This is a genomic window from Paludibaculum fermentans (genome assembly GCF_015277775.1).
GTDB classification, from domain to species: Bacteria; Acidobacteriota; Terriglobia; order Bryobacterales; family Bryobacteraceae; genus Paludibaculum; species Paludibaculum fermentans.
The window spans coordinates 5,735,203-5,752,191 of the sequence record NZ_CP063849.1; the positions used below are offsets into that span (position 1 = coordinate 5,735,203).

The 16,989-nt window shown below is 65.4% G+C and carries 17 protein-coding genes; 7 read left to right on the plus strand and 10 right to left on the minus strand.

Annotated features, from left to right (window positions below):
- Nucleotides 1-193 precede the first annotated feature (193 nt).
- Nucleotides 194-1,930 carry a serine/threonine protein kinase gene (locus tag IRI77_RS22550; protein ID WP_194447266.1) on the plus strand — a complete coding sequence of 579 codons (1,737 nt, stop codon included), beginning with the start codon at nucleotides 194-196 and terminating at the stop codon, nucleotides 1,928-1,930.
- On the opposite strand, the gene pdxR is transcribed toward IRI77_RS22550, so the two are convergent.
- Nucleotides 1,927-3,438, minus strand: coding sequence for a MocR-like pyridoxine biosynthesis transcription factor PdxR (pdxR, locus tag IRI77_RS22555; protein ID WP_194447267.1), 1,512 nt, complete (start codon nucleotides 3,436-3,438; stop codon nucleotides 1,927-1,929). The two genes, IRI77_RS22550 and pdxR, sit on opposite strands and share 4 nt — an antisense overlap.
- An 83-nt stretch (nucleotides 3,439-3,521) precedes the next feature.
- Between pdxR and IRI77_RS22560 the strand changes: the two genes are divergently transcribed.
- Genes IRI77_RS22560 through IRI77_RS22570 form a run of 3 tightly spaced genes read left to right on the plus strand, consistent with a single transcriptional unit; the run spans nucleotide 3,522 to nucleotide 4,800 of the window.
- On the plus strand, nucleotides 3,522-3,947 hold the full coding sequence (locus tag IRI77_RS22560; RefSeq protein ID WP_194447268.1) for a cupin domain-containing protein: 426 nt from the start codon (nucleotides 3,522-3,524) through the stop codon (nucleotides 3,945-3,947).
- A complete protein-coding gene (locus tag IRI77_RS22565; protein WP_194447269.1) occupies nucleotides 3,944-4,354 on the plus strand; it encodes a DoxX family membrane protein in 411 nt (136 codons plus the stop codon). Before IRI77_RS22560 ends, IRI77_RS22565 begins: the two co-directional genes overlap by 4 nt.
- Entirely contained in the window at nucleotides 4,351-4,800 is a 450-nt protein-coding gene (locus IRI77_RS22570) for a nuclear transport factor 2 family protein (RefSeq protein ID WP_194447270.1), read from the plus strand. The genes IRI77_RS22565 and IRI77_RS22570 overlap by 4 nt, the downstream gene beginning before the upstream one ends.
- Before the next feature lie 37 nt (nucleotides 4,801-4,837).
- On the opposite strand, the gene IRI77_RS22575 is transcribed toward IRI77_RS22570, so the two are convergent.
- Entirely contained in the window at nucleotides 4,838-6,382 is a 1,545-nt protein-coding gene (locus tag IRI77_RS22575; protein ID WP_194447271.1) for a B12-binding domain-containing radical SAM protein, read from the minus strand.
- Nucleotides 6,383-6,521: 139 nt separating this feature from the next.
- Nucleotides 6,522-7,400, minus strand: coding sequence for a helix-turn-helix domain-containing protein (locus IRI77_RS22580; protein ID WP_194447272.1), 879 nt, complete (start codon nucleotides 7,398-7,400; stop codon nucleotides 6,522-6,524).
- A gap of 236 nt (nucleotides 7,401-7,636) precedes the next feature.
- On the opposite strand from IRI77_RS22580, the gene IRI77_RS22585 reads away from it, so the two are divergent.
- The 3 genes from IRI77_RS22585 to IRI77_RS22595 are packed head-to-tail and all read left to right on the plus strand — an operon-like array spanning nucleotide 7,637 to nucleotide 8,634.
- The gene (locus IRI77_RS22585; protein WP_194447273.1) at nucleotides 7,637-7,915 is read left to right on the plus strand and encodes a hypothetical protein; all 279 of its coding nucleotides are present in this window, start codon (nucleotides 7,637-7,639) and stop codon (nucleotides 7,913-7,915) included.
- 30 nt (nucleotides 7,916-7,945) lie between these two features.
- On the plus strand, nucleotides 7,946-8,248 hold the full coding sequence (locus IRI77_RS22590; protein ID WP_194447274.1) for a hypothetical protein: 303 nt from the start codon (nucleotides 7,946-7,948) through the stop codon (nucleotides 8,246-8,248).
- Nucleotides 8,249-8,274: 26 nt separating this feature from the next.
- The gene (locus IRI77_RS22595) at nucleotides 8,275-8,634 is read left to right on the plus strand and encodes a hypothetical protein (protein ID WP_194447275.1); all 360 of its coding nucleotides are present in this window, start codon (nucleotides 8,275-8,277) and stop codon (nucleotides 8,632-8,634) included.
- A 4-nt stretch (nucleotides 8,635-8,638) separates the two neighbouring features.
- Here IRI77_RS22595 and IRI77_RS22600 read toward each other — a convergent pair whose 3' ends face one another.
- The 7 genes from IRI77_RS22600 to IRI77_RS22630 form a co-directional block, all read right to left on the minus strand.
- On the minus strand, nucleotides 8,639-9,853 hold the full coding sequence (locus IRI77_RS22600; RefSeq protein ID WP_194447276.1) for an ABC transporter permease: 1,215 nt from the start codon (nucleotides 9,851-9,853) through the stop codon (nucleotides 8,639-8,641).
- A 291-nt stretch (nucleotides 9,854-10,144) separates the two neighbouring features.
- Complete coding sequence (locus tag IRI77_RS22605; RefSeq protein ID WP_194447277.1) at nucleotides 10,145-10,897, minus strand: ABC transporter ATP-binding protein; 753 nt, start codon at nucleotides 10,895-10,897, stop codon at nucleotides 10,145-10,147.
- A complete protein-coding gene (locus IRI77_RS22610) occupies nucleotides 10,894-12,183 on the minus strand; it encodes an efflux RND transporter periplasmic adaptor subunit (RefSeq protein ID WP_228486266.1) in 1,290 nt (429 codons plus the stop codon). Before IRI77_RS22610 ends, IRI77_RS22605 begins: the two co-directional genes overlap by 4 nt.
- Nucleotides 12,184-12,229: 46 nt before the next feature.
- On the minus strand, nucleotides 12,230-13,540 hold the full coding sequence (locus tag IRI77_RS22615) for an efflux transporter outer membrane subunit (protein ID WP_194447279.1): 1,311 nt from the start codon (nucleotides 13,538-13,540) through the stop codon (nucleotides 12,230-12,232).
- A 276-nt stretch (nucleotides 13,541-13,816) separates the two neighbouring features.
- A complete protein-coding gene (locus IRI77_RS22620; RefSeq protein WP_194447280.1) occupies nucleotides 13,817-14,455 on the minus strand; it encodes a hypothetical protein in 639 nt (212 codons plus the stop codon).
- 550 nt (nucleotides 14,456-15,005) lie between these two features.
- A complete protein-coding gene (locus tag IRI77_RS22625; RefSeq protein ID WP_194447281.1) occupies nucleotides 15,006-15,950 on the minus strand; it encodes a terminase large subunit domain-containing protein in 945 nt (314 codons plus the stop codon).
- Between the two features lie 91 nt (nucleotides 15,951-16,041).
- Nucleotides 16,042-16,941, minus strand: a complete 900-nt coding sequence (locus tag IRI77_RS22630; RefSeq protein ID WP_194447282.1) for a hypothetical protein — start codon at nucleotides 16,939-16,941, stop codon at nucleotides 16,042-16,044.
- Nucleotides 16,942-16,989 lie beyond the last annotated feature (48 nt).

Consider the following 16,989-nt stretch of genomic DNA (forward strand, 5'->3'; position numbering starts at 1 on the left):
AATGTCATGGTGTTTGGAATGGACCGGTACTCGGAAAACTGCTCAAGCGGCGCCGCCAGCCGGCCGGCTGTCCAAACACGGTTGGCATCGCCCCATCTATGCAGACTCGGCCCGCATCGTCCGCGGCGGTCTTGACAGCCGCGTCATCGTCATCGCGCGCCGCCCTGCCCACACGGCAGCTTGAGGTACAGGCATGACTACCAGAACCATTGGCAACTACCGCTTCACCCGCCAGTTGGGAGCCGGCGGCATGGGCGCCGTCTTTGAAGCCGTCGACGTCATGGTGGATCGGCGCGTCGCCATCAAAATGCTGCACAGCGAGATCGCTCGCCAGCCCGACCTCATCGAGCGCTTCAAGGTCGAGGCCGCCACCCTGGCCAAGCTCAACCACCCCTGCACCGCCACCCTGTTCAGCTTCTTCCGCGACGGCGATGACTACTACATGGTCATGGAGTTCGTGCCCGGCCGCACTCTGGACCAGATCCTCAAGACCTCCGGCCCGCTCCCCGTCGATTCGGCCGTCTCCGTCATCCAACAGGTCCTGCAGGGCCTTGCCCACGCGCACCGCACCGGTGTCCTCCACCGCGACATCAAACCGGCCAACATCATGATCTCCGACGATGGTCACGTCAAAGTCACAGACTTTGGCATCGCCCGCGTCCTCGGCTCGTCGCGCCTCACCCGCATGGGCAGCGTCATCGGAACCCTGGAATACCTAGCGCCCGAGCGCATCCGTTTTGAAGAAGCCGACAGCCGGTCCGATATCTACTCCACCGGAGTCGTCCTCTTCGAGGCATTGGCCGGCCGCGCTCCGTTCCTCGGCGCCTCCGATCGGGAAGTCCTGCAGGCCCACCTCGAACAGCCCCCGCCGTCTTTGCGGGCGCTCGGCGTGAACTGTGCGCCGGAACTCGAAGCCGTGGTGGGCCGCGCCCTCGCGAAGAAAGCGGATGACCGGTTCCAGTCGGCCGATGAATTCCGCGAGGCCCTCCTCGCCGTGCCGGTCGCCGCCAGGAAGCCCACCCGCCTCGCCAGTGATGAACCCTCCGCTCCGCCGCCCCCCGAGACCCGCCTGGCAGCCGTCGCGCAGCCGGGTCCCAGCGCCGTTCGAAAGTCCCAGTTGCCCCTTCTCGCCGGCGTCCTCGCCATCGCCGTGGTCGCCGCCGCATCCGGAGTCTGGGTCTTGCAGCACTCCGCCCCACCACCCCCGCCGCAGCCTCCAGTTGAAGTAGTTCGGAATCAGCCGCCACCGCAGCAGCAAGCCCCCTCTCTGCCGCCGGGCTCGCTCGACGCCCCGGCCTCCATCGCCCCGGCCGGCAGCATTACGCCAATCCTGAACGAACCCACGCCCGTCCAGCCCGTGGCGCCCAGCCGGCCCGCCCTCACGCCGGAGCCGCGCAAGAAGGTCGCCCTGCCTCCGCTCAACGCGGCTGTACCCGAAACGAAGCCGGTTGAGCCGGCCGAACGCCCGCGCGCCGCCGCGCCCCCGCCCGTCGAAACCCCGGCGCCCGCCCCAGCGCCCACACCGGCCGCCCCGGCCCGGCCCACCGTCCGAGCCCTGCGCGATGTCAGGACCATCTTCGTCGAGAAGATGGACAACGACCTCGATGTCTACCTCAGGATCGAGATCGCTGAACAGTTGGCCGGCTTCCTCTCCGTCGTGCAGCACAAGGAAGAGGCGGACGCCGTCTTGAGCGGCAGGAGCGAAGACACAGCCACCACCGGCTCGAAAGTCACCGGAGGCTATCTGGGCATCAAGGATCAGGCGCGCGGCGCGGTCACCTTGCGCGACCGTGGCGGGCACGTCGATCTCTGGTCCGGCGAAGCTGGCGACAAATCGCTGATCATCGGCGCCGTCAAACGCGGCGGCAGCCGCAAGGTCGCTGAGCGCCTCGTGGGCAACCTCAAGAAAGCCATCAAATCCACCCGCTAGTCGGCGTTCTCGCGCGGCCGCCGGTGCCGCGCCCGCCACTCTTCCTCCAGGGCGATCCGCAACGCCTGCACCCCACGCCGGATCTCCCGGGTGTCGACCGCCGCGAAGCCCAACTGCAACCCCTCCGCGATCCCTCCGCCGTGGCTGTACTCACTCAGGGGCACCACGTCGACGTTCCGCCGCGCCGCCGCCGCTCGCACCGAGACACCGTCCAGCCCGTTCCGCAGCCACCCCGCTGTCTGCAGACCTGCCTCGACATCCGAGATCTCCAGCAGGCCGCTTAGCTCTTCGCGGGCACTCTCCAGCAACACGGCCACGCGCTCCGCATAGATCCCGCGCATCCGCCGCAAATGCCGGCCGAAGTGCCCCTCCTCGATGAAGTCGCACAGCACAGCCTGTTCCAGCACGGGCGCATGCCGGCTCGTCACCGAGATCGCCGCCGAGAACACCTCAACCAAATCAGGCGGGATCACCAGATAACCCAGCCGCAACGAGGGGAACAGGACCTTGCTGAAGCTGCCCGTGAACAACACCAGCCCATGCCGGTCCAGTCCCTGCAGCGCCGGAACCGGCCGCCCCGAGTAGCGGTACTCGCTGTCGTAGTCGTCCTCGAGGATCGCCGCCCTGCTCTTTCTGGCCCATTCCAGTAGTTGCAGCCGCCGGGCCAGGCTCATCGTGACACCCAGCGGGAACTGGTGGCCTGGAGTGATGTACACCAGCCGCGCCCCCTTCAACGCGGCCAGGTCCATCCGCATGCCCTCGTCATCCAGCCCAATCCCCTCCACCTGCGCGCCCATCGCCTCGAACATCGTGCGCGCCCCGGTGTAGCCCGGATTCTCCATGCATACCCGGTCTCCGGCATTGACCAGCACACGCGCCGTGAGATCCAGCGCCTCCTGCACGCCGCTCAGAATCGCAACTTGCTCCGGTGTGCACTTGACGCCGCGCGAAGTGCTCAAATAGTCGGTCACCACGCGCCGCAGCGGGAGATGTCCCAGCGCGTCGCAGCCTAGCAGCAGCTGTGTCGAGACGCGCCGCAGCCGCCGCGCCGCCACCTGCGCCCACAGCGTGGCAGGGAACAAATCCAGGGCCGGCACGTTGGGCCGGAAGGCGCGCGTCGGCCGGGCCTCCAGATTGGAAAACACCTGCACCCGTCGCCCGTAGTCGGACACCGCCCGTGCCGGCTTCAGCGTCCGCCGTGGCGCCCTCGCTTCGCTGCGTGCCACTTCCAGCAGTTGTTCAGGCAGCACCTGGCTCACCCGCGTCCCCGAACCAACCGCCCCTTCCAGGTACCCCTCGGCCTTCAGTTGCTCGAACGCGCGAACGATGGTCCCGCGGGCCAGCTCAAACTGGGTGGCCAGCTCGCGCGTGGCGGGTAGCCTCGAACCGGGCCGCAGCCGCCCCTCCAGAATTGCGCTCCGCAAAGCCCCGTACAGCCAGCGGTAAGCCGGAGCCTTCGCCTCCCGGACCGGCAGCACCAGGCTGAAGTTAGTCGGCTTCTTCGCCATGAAAGTGGTACAGCGAAAATATCATAAATGGACCTAGTGGCTAATCCACTATCCCGTACGATTGGATTCAGAAGGAGCTGTCGATGAGCCACCTATTCCAAAGCGCGGGCACGAGCCTGGTCCTGCTCTGTACCCTGGCCGGCCAGCCCGCCGCGGCGCCCCAACGCGTCCGGCCCGTACTCGCCCACACCCTGCCCCGGCTCGCCGGCGGCCATCTCAAAGCCTCGATGCTGGAAGTCAATTACGGCCCCGGCGAGTCCTCGCCCGTCCACAGCCATCCCTGCGCCGTCCTCGGCTATGTCGTCCAGGGCGCTATCCGCACACAGGTAAAAGGCGAACCCGAGGTCGTCTACAAGGCCGGCGAAGGCTTCTACGAGGCCCCCAACGGAATCCACGCCATCTCAGCCAATGCCAGCAGGACGGAAGGCGCGAAGTTCGTAGCCTACTTCCTCTGCGACCACGACGCGCCCCTCAGCGTCGATGTCCCCGCCGGCAAGGAGCCTCGATGACCGGCCTCAACTGGGAACGCGCCGCAATCCTCTATGCCCGCATCGCCCTGGGCGCGGCCTTCCTCTCCGGCATCGCCTCCCGCTTCGGGCTCTACGGTAAGGATGTCGGGTATGGCAACTTCGGCAACTTCCTCAAGTACACGGCCGAGGTCAACGCCTTCATGCCTGCGTCCACCATCCCGTTTCTGGGCTGGTCCGCCACCCTCGCCGAGTTCCTCCTCGGCCTTGCGCTCATCCTCGGAATCTGGCCCCCCTGGGTAGCCCTCGCCAGCGCGTACCTGCTGGCCCTGTTCGGACTCGCCATGACCATTTCGCTTGGTATCAAATCACCGCTGGACTACTCGGTCTTCTCCGCCTCGGCGGCGGCGGTACTGCTCGCAATCCACAAACCCGGGAGAACAACGTGAAGACACGACGCACTCTGATCATGGCCGGCCTGCTGCTGGCCGGTGTACTGGGCGGAATCCTTCCGCTCTCAGCTCAGGACGACCTGCTGACCGTCCGCGAGGCCGTCTGGCGCTCCTGGTTCGCCAACGACACCAAGGCCCTGGCGAAACTGGTGCCTCCGGACACGATCGTGATCAGCTCTGGGGAGGTGGCCTGGAAGCACCAGGCCGAGGTCTTCAGGAGCGCCGGGGAATTCCAGGCCGCCGGAGGCAAGCTCATCCGGCTGGAGTTCCCGCGCACCGAGGTGCAGCGCTTCGGGGATGTCGCCATCGTCTGGAGCAGCTATCTGGTCGAGACGGAGACCAAGGGCAAACGCTCGATCTCATCAGGACGCGTCACCGAGATCTTCGTGCGCCGCGATGGCCAATGGACCAACCCCGGCTGGCATACAGACGCCGAGAAATAGTTAGGGCGTTGGGGACGGCCCCAACGCCCTGTTCAGACTACTGCGCGATGTTGGTGAGTACCGGCTGGGAGGTAGCCAGCCGGGGCACTTCCAACTCGGGCATCATCTTGCCACGGAACAGCTTCAGGCAGATCAGCGCGGTCCAGCGCGCCCAGCGGTTCGCGCTCTTCCTGCGGGCGCTATCGGTGGCGATGCCGGTATTGGCGTACATCTGCCGGTACAGCTTGGAGATGAACACGAAAGCCAGCCGGCCCTTCCACGACTTCACGCATTGCGCGCGCTTCCACACCTCGCCCAGCGTGTAGTAGTTGTCCCATACACCCTGCGTCCGGATGCGGATCTCTTCCGAGCTCATGCTCGGATGGGGCATGTATAGCTTCGGACGCCGGTGGCCCGGGATCAGCCAGTAGCGCGTGATCGGGATGCCTTCGACCTTCTCGTTCTTGCCCTGCGAGCTCTTCTCCCACTTGTCGAAATCGACGGTGCCGGGGAAGGGGGTCATCATGACGAACTGGGCGAAGGTCAACTCGGCCTTCTTGGCCAGTTCGGCTGTCGCATCGAAGGTCTCCGCCCGATCGCTGGAGAGTCCGAAGATGAATGAGCCCAGCACGTGGACGCCATGTTGCTTGAACAGCTTCAGCCGCTCCACCAGCTTGTCGCCGGAGAGATTGAAGTCCTTGAACACCGTCTTCAGGCCTTCCGGAGTGACGGCTTCTACGCCCACCAGCGCTCCGCGGATGCGGGCCTTGCGCATGGCCTTGAGGAACTCGATGTCCTCGGCCGCTTCCATCGTGATCTGCGTGAACATGATGGTGTCGTCCGGCAGCCCGGCCAGCAGTTCCATAAACTCGAAGCGGTCTGACCGCAGTTTCTGCAGTTCGGCCAGCTTTTCCATGTTGCCCTGGCGCTCCGCCAACGCGAGGTCGTTGAGCGTGACCGGATAGAAGTTGTCGTCGGCCAGGGCGATGAAGCGATAGCCCATGCGCCGCAGTTGGACGATTTCGTCGATCACCGCGTCGCCCGTGCGCTGCCGCGGAGCCTGCCCGTCGGTCCGCCACACTGAGCAGAACGAGCAATGCTTGGGGCAACCCCGGACGGTCTGGACCGAAGCCCACATGTAGCTCTTAGGGGGCAGCAGATCCCAGCGTGCCGGCAGGAACTGGCCGGACTTCACGCGGCCGCCGTCGTACAGCGGCTGCAGCCTGCCGTTCACGTGATCGGCCAGCAACTGGCCCCACGCTTCGTCGCCGTCGCCTTGCACCACGGAGTGAGCCGCGCCGTATTCCACCGCTTCACCCGGATACAGCGTCGAGTGGATGCCGCCAAACACAACGATGGCGCCGCGCTCGCGCGCCATGCGGCCTACTTCAAAACCGCGCAATGCGTTCGCAGTGTGGATTCCGATGCCGACAACATCACCGGATTGAATCTGCTCGGGGTTAATGGCCTCCAGCGTCTCGTCGACGATGATGGGGTCCCCATACTGCCGCGGCGTGGCGGCAGCCAGCACATAGAGCCAACGTGGAGTAATAACGCCAACACCAAATGCCACGTCGCTCGGGTTGACCAGGATAATGCGCATCAAACTTCTCCTTCACTTTCAGTAAGGCCGCCGGACCTGGGTGAAGGATCAGCGAGGCTCCTGAGATTCTCGAACTTAAACCGCCAATCTGCAGTACTGCAGATACTGAAGTGCCGGGCGCAATACCCGCGCCCTCGATTCACTGGACACCGCCGGATTCGGGGGCAGCTTGGAAATGCAGCGGGTCCCTTAAACTCTGAAGTTCACGGTAGTAATACAGGGCGGAAGGACGCCGGCCGTCAAACTTCAGCTTTCTCAAAAACTCGATCTCCTCTTCGGTCGCACTCCCACTGAGGGAGGCATCTCTCAAAAACTGCTCGAAGCCCGGCTCCATCTCAGGTGGCCGCTCGGGCGAGCACTCAACGAACTCGAAACGCTTGACCGCAGCCGGCCCAAGCCGCTTGTTGAGGACGACTTCCATGCCGAACGATCTTAAGTCTATGTCCCAGGAGTCTATCATTGGATGGAGGAACGACACACAGCTTTCCAGCGAGACCTGGAACATGTCGGTGTCCAGAAACTCCAGCATGGCCACCCGGACCTGTTCAAAACTGCGTTCGCTGTGCTCCGCCAAGGCCCGCAACCAGGCCTCATTGCGCAGTTCCTCGCGTGCCACGGCCTGGGCCGTATCGAGAATCTTCTGCGTCACCAGCCGCTCTAGTTCGCCAAACGGATCCTTCTCGAAGATCCGGCGAACCTCTTCCCGGCTACCGGGTTCGCACTTTCGGAGGATCAGGTCGCGGCAGTCCTTGAAGAGGGGCGTAGGCGGCTGCGCCACCCGCTTCTTCAACTCCTGCTGGCGCTGAAGGTCGGCCAGCCTGGAGAGTTCTCCTGAAGGCAGCCGAAGTACCCGCTCGACCTTCTCGTAGATGTCGGTTCGTCCAGGCGCGGGCGGAGCCTTCTTCCGGCCCAACAATTGGGAGATGTAGGACTCCGTCACCTGTGCGGAGGCAGCGAGGTCCTTTTGGTCCAGGCCCAGTTCGCTCAGGCGCTGCCTGATTAATAGCGAAACGTCCACGTGTGCTCCGGCTTGAAAGTGACTTAACTTCTCTGAGTAAATCAGCGGCTCCCAATTGTGTCACTTCCCGCCTTGACTTGCAAGCACGGTTAACTAATAATGGTTAATGTCTGGACAGCTCCGTTCACTCACGGACTGCCTGAACTAAGTCAGGCCGTCTGTCCCGTCCTCTTAGGCACAACCCGACAACCGGAGGAGGTTGCCATGACAAAGGACTGTCTCTGCCCAGAAGTTGCGTGGCCGTCATCGGTCCTGCCAGTGGGAATCCCAACGGGACGCCGCGCAGGCGGCGCATGATGCTCAAGACGGTGAAGCTCAGCACCCACGAAATTGAGTTGCTTGTCTCCCTTGCCTCCGATCAACTGTTCCGCCGAGAATTCATCGATCCGAAGATGCCCGGGCATGTTTCGAAGTCGGAAGACATTACCCTGGGCAAATCGCTGGTGGCCCGCCTGAAGGCGGTGCTGGACCAGGACAAGGTGCGAACCGCTCTACCCGGGAAGAAAACAGGATGAAATTCGATTGCCCTCACCGTGGGGCAACTCATGCCATTTGAGAGGCCCTTCCCCCGGCCGTTCACGGTCAGCTCCATCCGGGAGCACGCGCCGGCGCTGCCCGGTGTATTCGGGCTTTCGAACTCGCGCGAGTGGCTGTATATCGGCGAGGCCGAGAACATCCAGGCCGCATTGCTGGAACACATGGTGTCGGCCGGCTCCGCCGCACCCCACCAGCAGCCTACCGGTTTTGTCTTTGAAGTCTGCGATCGGGCCCGCCAAGCAGTGCGGCAAGCCAGCCTGATGCACGAGTACAAGCTGACAGGGCAGTCCCAACGGCCGTCGCAGCGGTGATTGCCGAGAGGGAAAGGAGAATTCGATTGGAGAAACCGAAGATGCAGTTCGTATTGACCGGGTTCAAAGAGATTCTGGGCGCGCGAGTCTTCCAGTTCGAAGGGGTTGCCGCGGACCGCAGTCGAACTCCGTATAGCGTCACGACCAACCTGGCGATGTCGCGCCAGTATGGGATCCGGCTGCAGGAACTGCCGCTGCTGTGCCGGTCGGTGCTGGAGCAAGGTTACGAGGCCACCACCAACCATGCGTTCACGTATGCCGAGGCCGATATGAGCCGGTATGCCGAATGCGCGGCGGCGCGAGTGGAAGCGGCGCACCGCAGGAAGGCTCCGCGGCGTCCGTTGACCGACCATGTCGGCGCGGCGTGGCGCGACCCGACTCGTTAGTCCGTTATTCATGGCGCAGCGCCTCGATGGGGTCCAGCTGCGCGGCTTTGCGCGCGGGCACAAAGCCGAAGAGCACGCCGACCATGGCCGAGAAGATGAAGGCGATGGTGGCGATGCGCATGTCTGGCTGGAATGGCACTTCGAGCGCCTTGGCGCCGGCGACGGAGACGAGTAGTCCGAGGGCGAGGCCCATGGCTCCGCCGAGCGAGGACAGCACGACGGCCTCGACCAGAAACTGCGTCATCACGTCGTTCTCAAACGCACCGATCGCCAGCCTCACGCCAATCTCCCTGGTCCGTTCCGTGACCGAAACCAACATGATGTTCATAATGCCGATGCCGCCGACCAGCAGGCTGACCGCGGCGACCGCGCCCAGCAGCATGGTGAGCAGTTGGGTGGTGCCGGTGAGGGTGCTGATGAGCTCCTGCGGGTCGCGCACCATGAAGTCGTCCTCCTGATGCGGCTGGATCTTGCGGCGCTGGCGGAGCAGGCGCTGCACATCGGCCACGACGGCGGAGGAGATGGAGCCGGGCCGCATGCCCACGAGCAGGCTGCTGATATAGCGGGTGCCGGAGATGCGGCGCTGGAAGGTGCGCAACGGGGTGAGCACCAGATCGTCCTGATCCATGCCCATGCCGGACTGGCCTTTCGATTCGAGCACCGCGACCACCTGGCAGGAGATGGCCTGCAGGCGGACGTTGATCCCGATGGGGTCCCGGGTGCCGAAGAGCTGTTTGCGGACGGTGGCGCCGAGGATGCAGGCGGCTCCGCCGGAGCTGAGCTCGGCCGCGGAGAACTCGCGGCCGCCGGCGAGGGTCCAGTTCCTCACCTTGAAAAAGGCGTTGTCGACTCCGTTCACCGTGGTGGACCAGTTCGTGTTGCCGTAGATGACCTGCATGGACTTGGAGGCCGTGGGCGCGACGGCTGTGACTCCGGGCACCTCATCGCGCAGGGCCTCGACGTCGGCCGCTTCGAAGAGCTTGGCTTCTTCGCGCATGCCGCCGCCCATGCCGCGGCGTTCCTGGCCGGGCATGACCATCAGCATGTTGGCTCCGAGGCTGGAGATCTCTGAGGTGACGCGGGCGGTTGCTCCGTTGCCGAGGGTGACCATGATGATGACCGCAGCCACGCCGATGACGATGCCCAGGACTGTGAGCGTCGAGCGCATGACGTTGCGCCGGATGGCCGAGAGTGCGAGTAGAATTGCGTCCCATAACATGATTTGCCTGCTTTCCGGGGTCAGTGGTGGACGGGGTTGTCGTTGGGGATGGGGTTGGGTGGGAGATTGCGGCGCTCCCTTTGGGTCGCGATGGGAGCTCTGGGCGTAGTGCCCGCTCCCTTACGGTCGCGGCTCTGTACGGGGGCGCGGCTTGGCGCGGAATCGCGGCTCTGTACGGAGGCGCGGCTTGGCGCGGAATCGCGGCCCTGGACGGGGTTGGGGTTGGTTGCGGGTTTGGGGCGGATGGGGTGGAGTTTCATGATGGCCTCGCTGGTTCAATGGCTCAATGCCTCACTGGCTCACCACTTGGGCTCGGGCGGAACGTGAGACGTCCGAGGAGACCAGGCCATCGCGGAAACTGATGGTGCGGCTGGCGTATTCCGCCATGTCCGGTTCGTGCGTCACCATGGCGATGCTGATGCCGCGCTCCCGGTTGAGCTGGCAGAGGAGTTCCATGATCTCCTTGCTGCGGGCCGAGTCCAGGTTGCCCGTGGGCTCGTCCGCCAAGAGGACGGCCGGTTCGGTGACGATCGCCCTGGCGATGGCGACACGTTGCTGCTGGCCTCCCGAGAGCTGGGCCGGGGTGTGATCCTCCCAGCCCTTCAGGCCTACGGTCTGGAGCGCGATCGCTGCCCGCTCGCGGCGCTCGGCTGACTTCGTACCGCGGTAGACGAGCGGCAATTCCACATTCTCCAGGGCCGAGGTGCGGGCCAGCAGGTTGAAGCCCTGGAACACGAAGCCCAGGTAGTAGCGGCGCAGGCGGGCGCGCTGTTTGCGCGGCAGGCGGCCGACGTCGATCCCCTTGAAGAGATAGGCTCCGCCGGTGGGCGTGTCGAGGCAGCCCAGGATGTTCATGCAGGTGGACTTGCCTGAACCGCTGGGCCCCATGATCGCCACGAACTCACCCTCTTCGATGCGGAAGTCGACTCCGGCCAACGCCAGCATGGAGGCGTCCCCCTGGCCGTAGACCTTCTCCACTTTGCGAAATTCCATCAGCGCCGGTTCCTGGGCGCTATTGAGCGTTGGGGTGTCTTCGGGTTTCATTTCATCCCCTTCATCGCTTCGACGATCAGCGGGACTCCGGCGGCCAGGGAGCCGGAACGGATTTCGGTTACCTTGCCGTTGGTGACTCCTGTTTTCACCGGCACCGCTACGGGTTGCTGGTCTTTCAGGACCCAGACTCGCGGACCGGTGGCGGCGGGGTCTTCCGTCTCCGCCTTGCGGTCGGGCATGGGCGGCGGCCCCGGCATGAGTTTGCGGAAGAAGCTGCGTTGATCGCCCTGCGGGCCGGCGGCGAGCGTGGCCGGTTCGAAGCGGAGCGCCACATTGGGCACCAGCAGCGCGTTGTTCAGGGACTGGACGGTGATGGTGGCGGTGGCGGTCATGCCAGGGCGCAGCAGCATCTTCTGGTTGTCGACCGAGATCACGGCCAGATAGGTGACCACGTTGTTGGTGGTGGTGGACTGGTAGCGCAACTGGGTGATGCGGCCGGGGAAGTTCTGACCTGGGTAAGCGTCGACGGTGAAGGTGACCTTCTGGCCCTCTTTCACCTCGCCGATGTCGGCTTCGTCGATGTTGACCTGGAGTTTCATGCGGGTGAGGTCCTCAGCCAACTGGAACATCGTGGTGACCGCGAACGACGCGGCGATGGTCTGGCCGGGTTCCACGTTGCGGGCCAGGACGATGCCGTCGACGGGCGACTTGATGACGGCCTTGGAGACATTGGTCAGGTTGATGGACAGGGTCGCTTCGGCTTGCGTGACGGCGGCCTGGGCACTGCTGACGGCGACCTTCGCGCGGCCATAGGCGGCCTTGGCGGTATCCAGGTCGTGCTGCGAGGGCAGCTGGCCCTTGGAGCGTTCCCGCGCGGCTTCGATGCGCTTGTATTCGGCCTCGGTCTCCTCGACGGTCACTTTGGCATCCTGCACTTTGGCGCGCGCGGTCTCGAGCGACGCGCGGTCCTGCAGTACCTGGGCTTCCAGCTTCTCGGTGTTGATCTTGGCGAGCACCTGGCCGACCTTGACGAAGTCGTTGTAATTCACCAGCACGGCGTCGATGATGCCGGAGACTTCGCTGCCGACGTCGACGGTGCGAGTGGGCAGCAACTGGCCGGTGGCGGTGACGGTGACGGTGAGATTGCCGGTGCGGGCCTCTTCGGTGCGGTAGTGCACGGACGGTTCGGCCGCGGCGGCCTGGTAGCGGCCGACGAGGATGGCCGCGCCGATGCCCACCGCAATGAGAATCACCAGCCACCAGAGGATGCGCTTCCAGCGCCGTTTGCCGGGGGCCACACCGAGGTTTTCCTGAACTTCGACGACTGAGGTTGTCATGACCATATCTCCTTTCATTTCCTTTGGGTGCCGGGCGGGATCGCCCTTAGCTCCACCCGCCGCCCAAGGCTTTGTACAGCCGGATGAGGTCGGCGGTAATGGCGGCATCGCTCTGAGCCAGTTGATTCTGCAGACTCAGCAACGACCGTTGGGCATCCAGCACGGTGAGGAAGTCCTTCAGTCCTGAGCTGTATAGATTGCGTGACAGGGTTGCGGCGCGTTCGGCGGCGGCGGCCGCATCGGCCAGCGACTTCCGCCGGAGCTGTTCGTTGGCGAAGGCCTTCAAGGCGTCCTCGACGTCCTGCATTGCGCCGAGCACCGTGCCTTCATAGGCTGTTTCGTACTGTTCGAGCAGGACGTCCTGGATGTTGAGCTGGGCGCGCAGGCGGCGGCGGTTCAGGATGGTTTGCTGGACCGAGCCGGCGAGGCTGCCTGCCAGGGTGGCCGGGGTGAAGAGGTTCACGATGTCGAGGGAGCTGAAGGACAGCAGGCCGGAGAGGGCGAACGAGGGATAGAGGTTGGCGGCGGCGACGCCGGCGCGGGCGGACTGGGCGGCGACCTGGCGTTCCGCACCACGGATGTCGGGGCGGCGGCGCACGAGATCGGCGGGCAGGCCGACGGCGACTTCGGCCGGGATGACGGGGACGGGCTTCACTTCGCCGAGCAAGGCGTCGACGGTGCCGGGCCGTTCCCCGAGCAGGACGGAGATGGCGTTGGACGCCTTCTGGAGTCCGGTTTCGAGGGTGGGGATGCCGGCGCGGGTGGATTCGACGGAGAGGGCGGCCTGCTGGACGTCGAGCTCGGTGGCCAGGCCGCTTTCGTGTTTGGCGACGGTCAACTGGTAGGTTTCCTGCTGGGCGGCCAGGTTGGCGCGAGTGATGGCCAGTTGCGACTGGTAAGAGCGCAGGTCGACATAGTTGAGGGCGACTTCGGCGGTGAGGCTGACGAGGATGTTGCGGAGGTCCTCCTGGGCCGCGTCGACATCGGCGGTGTAGGCGGCGACGGTGCCGCGAATCCTATTGAAGAAGTCCGGTTCCCAACTGGCGGAGAGGCCCGCGGAATAGGACTGGCCGAGTTCGCCGTTGGCGCGAGTGCTGGCGCGGCTGCCGGTAGCGGAGCCGCTGGCGGTGATGGAGGGATAGAGGTCAGCGCGGGCGCTTTCGCGCTGGGCGCGGGCCTGGCGGATCTTCATTTCGGCCTGGCGGAGGTCGAGGTTGCCTTTGACGGCGCGTTCTTCCAGGGCGGTGAGGACGGGGTCGCCGAGGGTGGACCACCACTGGGCGAGAGTCTTGTCGTCGGTAGGGCTGGCCTTGGCACCGCCGGCCGGGGTGGTATTCCACGTGCCGGCCTGGGCCAACTGGGGGCGGCCGGGGGGTGGTATTGCATCCTCTTATTGGCGCAGCCGGCCAGCAGGAGGCAGGCGCCCAGCAGTGCGCCGGCAGTCTGAATTGTTTTTCGTTTCATCGATTCGGCCTCGCAAGCCCAGAGTCCGCTGGAGGGGCGGACGTACGTGAGAGACAGGTGGAGACATGGAGGTGATGTAACGTGACACGTGTTGTGTTTTCAGTGGGATGCGTGGAGGGGGCAGGGCGCACGGGGTGGGTGGGACCGGACGCGCCGTGGGTGGGCGGGTTCATAGCCGTACGTTCCGGGCGGCCCACCATGCAGCCAAGGCGAGGGCGATGGCCATGTCGTCGTGCCTGGGTCCAGATCCGTCCTGGAGGTTGAGGACCTCTTCGCGGATGGAATCGAAGTCGTGGACGCGGGTGGGGATGCGGAGGAGGCCGCGTTCGAGGAGGAGTCGGAGGTTGGTGACGAGGTCGCGGCGGGGTACGGTGTAGCCGCAGCCCTCGTAAGCGCCGTTGCTGTGGGCGGCGCCGCTACCGGTGATGGTGAGGGCGATGAGGGAGGCCTGGAGGTTGGCGCGCTGGAAGAGTTCGACGACGGGTGCGCCGACTCCGGAGGCGTCCACGATGAGGGTTTTGTATGGATTGGTGATGCGGCCGGAGGCGACGGGCCAGCCGCCGAGGAGGTTGCCGTCGCCGTCGCGGAGGAGTTCGCAGACGCGGTCGACGATGGTGATGTAGGGGGTGCCGAGGTGGAAGCGCTCGACATGGCGGAGGCGGAAGAGGAGTTCCCACTCCGGCTCCATTTTGAAGCGGTTCCATTCGCCGGTGGGTTCATGGATGCGTTGGAGGATGGCGAGGGCGGCGGGGTCGCGGCGCTGGCCGAGGTCGAGGCCGAAGTAGAGGTGGGGCGGGAGGCGTTTCATGGGCGGGGGTCCTTGACGGGGTGGAGCGGGGGTGGGCCTCCGGCGATGCCGGAGGGAATGCTGGTGGGGGTGTGGGCGAGGTTGGGGCGGGGTTCGCGGGGCCGCTCGTTTTGGACGGGGTTGGACGGGGTTGGGCCCCGGCAATGCCGGAGGGAATGCTGGTGGGGGTGTGGCTGGGTTGGGGGGTTGGTTGCGACGGTGCTGGAGTCCCTCGGAGTTGTGTGGGTTGCGGCGGGGCTCCGGCAATGCCGGAGGGAATGCTGGGGGGAGAGCTTGGTGAACTGGCGAGACTGGGGTGGAGTGCTAGTTGAGAATTGGTTCTTCGGCGGGGGTGCGATCGGGCGGGCCGGATTCGAGGCGAGCTTCCATGGTGGGAATGTCGAAAGACTCGCGCCTGAGTGTGGTGGGCAGGTCCTTTTCGACGGGGCCGGACGGGGTTGGGCCTCCGGCAATGCCGGAGGGAATGCTGGTGGGGGCGTTGGCTTGGTTGGGGCTGAGTTTGCTGAGCCGGTCCTTTTGGACGGGGTGGAGCGGGGGGGTGCTTCGGGGTTTAGTCGTTCCATAGGGGTTTGCCTCCGTTGAAGGGGATGTCGTCCTCGTCCAGGGCGGAGTCCCAGAGCTCGCGGCTGATGATTTGGGTGGCGTCGGAGACGAACTCGCATTCGTATTCGTTGCGGAAGACCGTTTCGCCCTTGCGGATGCGTTCCTCGGCTAGGAAGGCGGCGTCGATCAACGGGCATTCCGTGGCGGGGACTCGGAAGCGGCGCCAGTGGGTGCGGGCCGGGTCGGACCACTCCTCGTAGAAGAAGCCGGACTTGGCGGCGGGCGTGGAGATGAGCCAGAGGGACCGGTTGCGGACGACGGCCTGGAAGGGCGTTGCCATGTGGTAGAAGGAATCGCGGGTGTAGGCCGCCTCCTCGAAGATGAGCAGGGAGACGGCATCGAAGCCGCGCGTGGTGGTCTCCTGTTTGGGGAGGGCGTAGATGCAGCTTCCGTTGGGGAGGCGGGCTCCGTAGGTGCCCTCGGCGGTGGACCGGATTCGGACGCCGGCACGGCGAAGGAATTCGCCCGCCTTGTAGACCAGACGGGCCGACTGGCGCTGGCCTGGGGAGCCGACGACCACGCTCGTGTTGGGCGTGGAGAGGGCGTGATAGGCGGCTTTCAGGGCCGTGAGCGTGGTTTTGCCGAACTGACGGGTGCAGCAGAGCATGACGTGGGAGTCCTGGCAGTCGAGGATTTCGGCCTGGGCCGGGAAGGGATGGAAGTCGAGGGCCTGGGCGGCCCATTCGGACAGGGGCGGCAGAGGAGCCGCGGGCTGGAGGGAGCCGTCCGATTCGGGCGTGAGGGCTCCGCCGGTGGCGGATGCACCTGGGGCGGCGGCCTGGAGTCCCGACGAGCGGGCGCCGATCCGGCTACGCGTTTCCCTTTGGATTGCGTAGAGCTGGAGGGGCTCCGCCATCGCGTTGCGCTTGTGCTTGCCGATCAGATAGGGCATGACTTTGCTGGTCCCGAGAAAGCGAGATTCCGGCTGACAGGGCCGCGACCTGGAGTCCCGCGTGGGGCAAGGTAGGGCCTGGCGGCGGAGTTCAGGCGGCAGGCCTCCTTTCGAGCGGAGTGAGCCCTGGTTCCGCGTCGGGGGCTGACTGAGCCTCCAGGGCGACTGGGCCGGATGGGGGCGTTGGCGCGGGGTTCACGAGTTGCGGGGTCGCCTGGCTGTGGGATTCCTGGCCGAGGGGGCGGTCGATTGCGGGCGTTTCGGCAGGCTGCGGAGCGGGGTCCGGGGGTTGAGGTGTTTGCGCGGAGGGCGGTGCTGATTCAATGGGCGGCTCCGGGGCGGCTTCCGCGGTCTCGGGGGCGGGCTCGGGGTCCCAGAGGTCGACATCCGTTGGTTCGTTTCGCGGGTCGTCGTCGGAGTCGAGCCGGCGGTCAAGTTCCTGCAAAATGGCGGGTTCCTGCGAAATCACGACTGTTTGCTGGCGCTTGCGGAGCGAAAAAAGCGCGTTGAGTGTTTCGCGGCGCGAGCGCTGGAGGCGGGTGAATTCGCGATCGGAGTAGGCGAGGAGTTTGGAGGTTTCGAGGAGCTTGGTTTCGGCCATAACGGTGACGTCGATGGGGGCGACGCCGCGGAGGGAGCCCTGGGTGCGGCGGATGGCCTCGCACTCAGCGGCGATCTGGAGGTCGATGGCGCGGGTCTTGACGGCCATGTTGCGGACGAGCATCCACTCGATGGCGCAGAGTTCGCGGACGAGGGTGCACTCGTAGGAGTTGGTGGGGAGGAGGTCCTGGTTCAGGCGAGCCAGGAGGTCGTTGAAAGCGGAGCTGTCCTCATTCCGGAGAAGGGCCGCGTGGGCGGCAGAGACGGGTTTGGCGTACTGGCCGTGCTTGGTCGAATTGTGGGCCGAGCGCGCTTTGCCCTCGGCCGTAACAGGGCCGCGGGAGCGCTTGCCGTTGGCCCGCGCCCGCTCGGATTTCGAAAGTTCCTGCATAAATCACCTCGACGGAGACGGTAGAGTATGGAGTGGAGGAATCGGCTC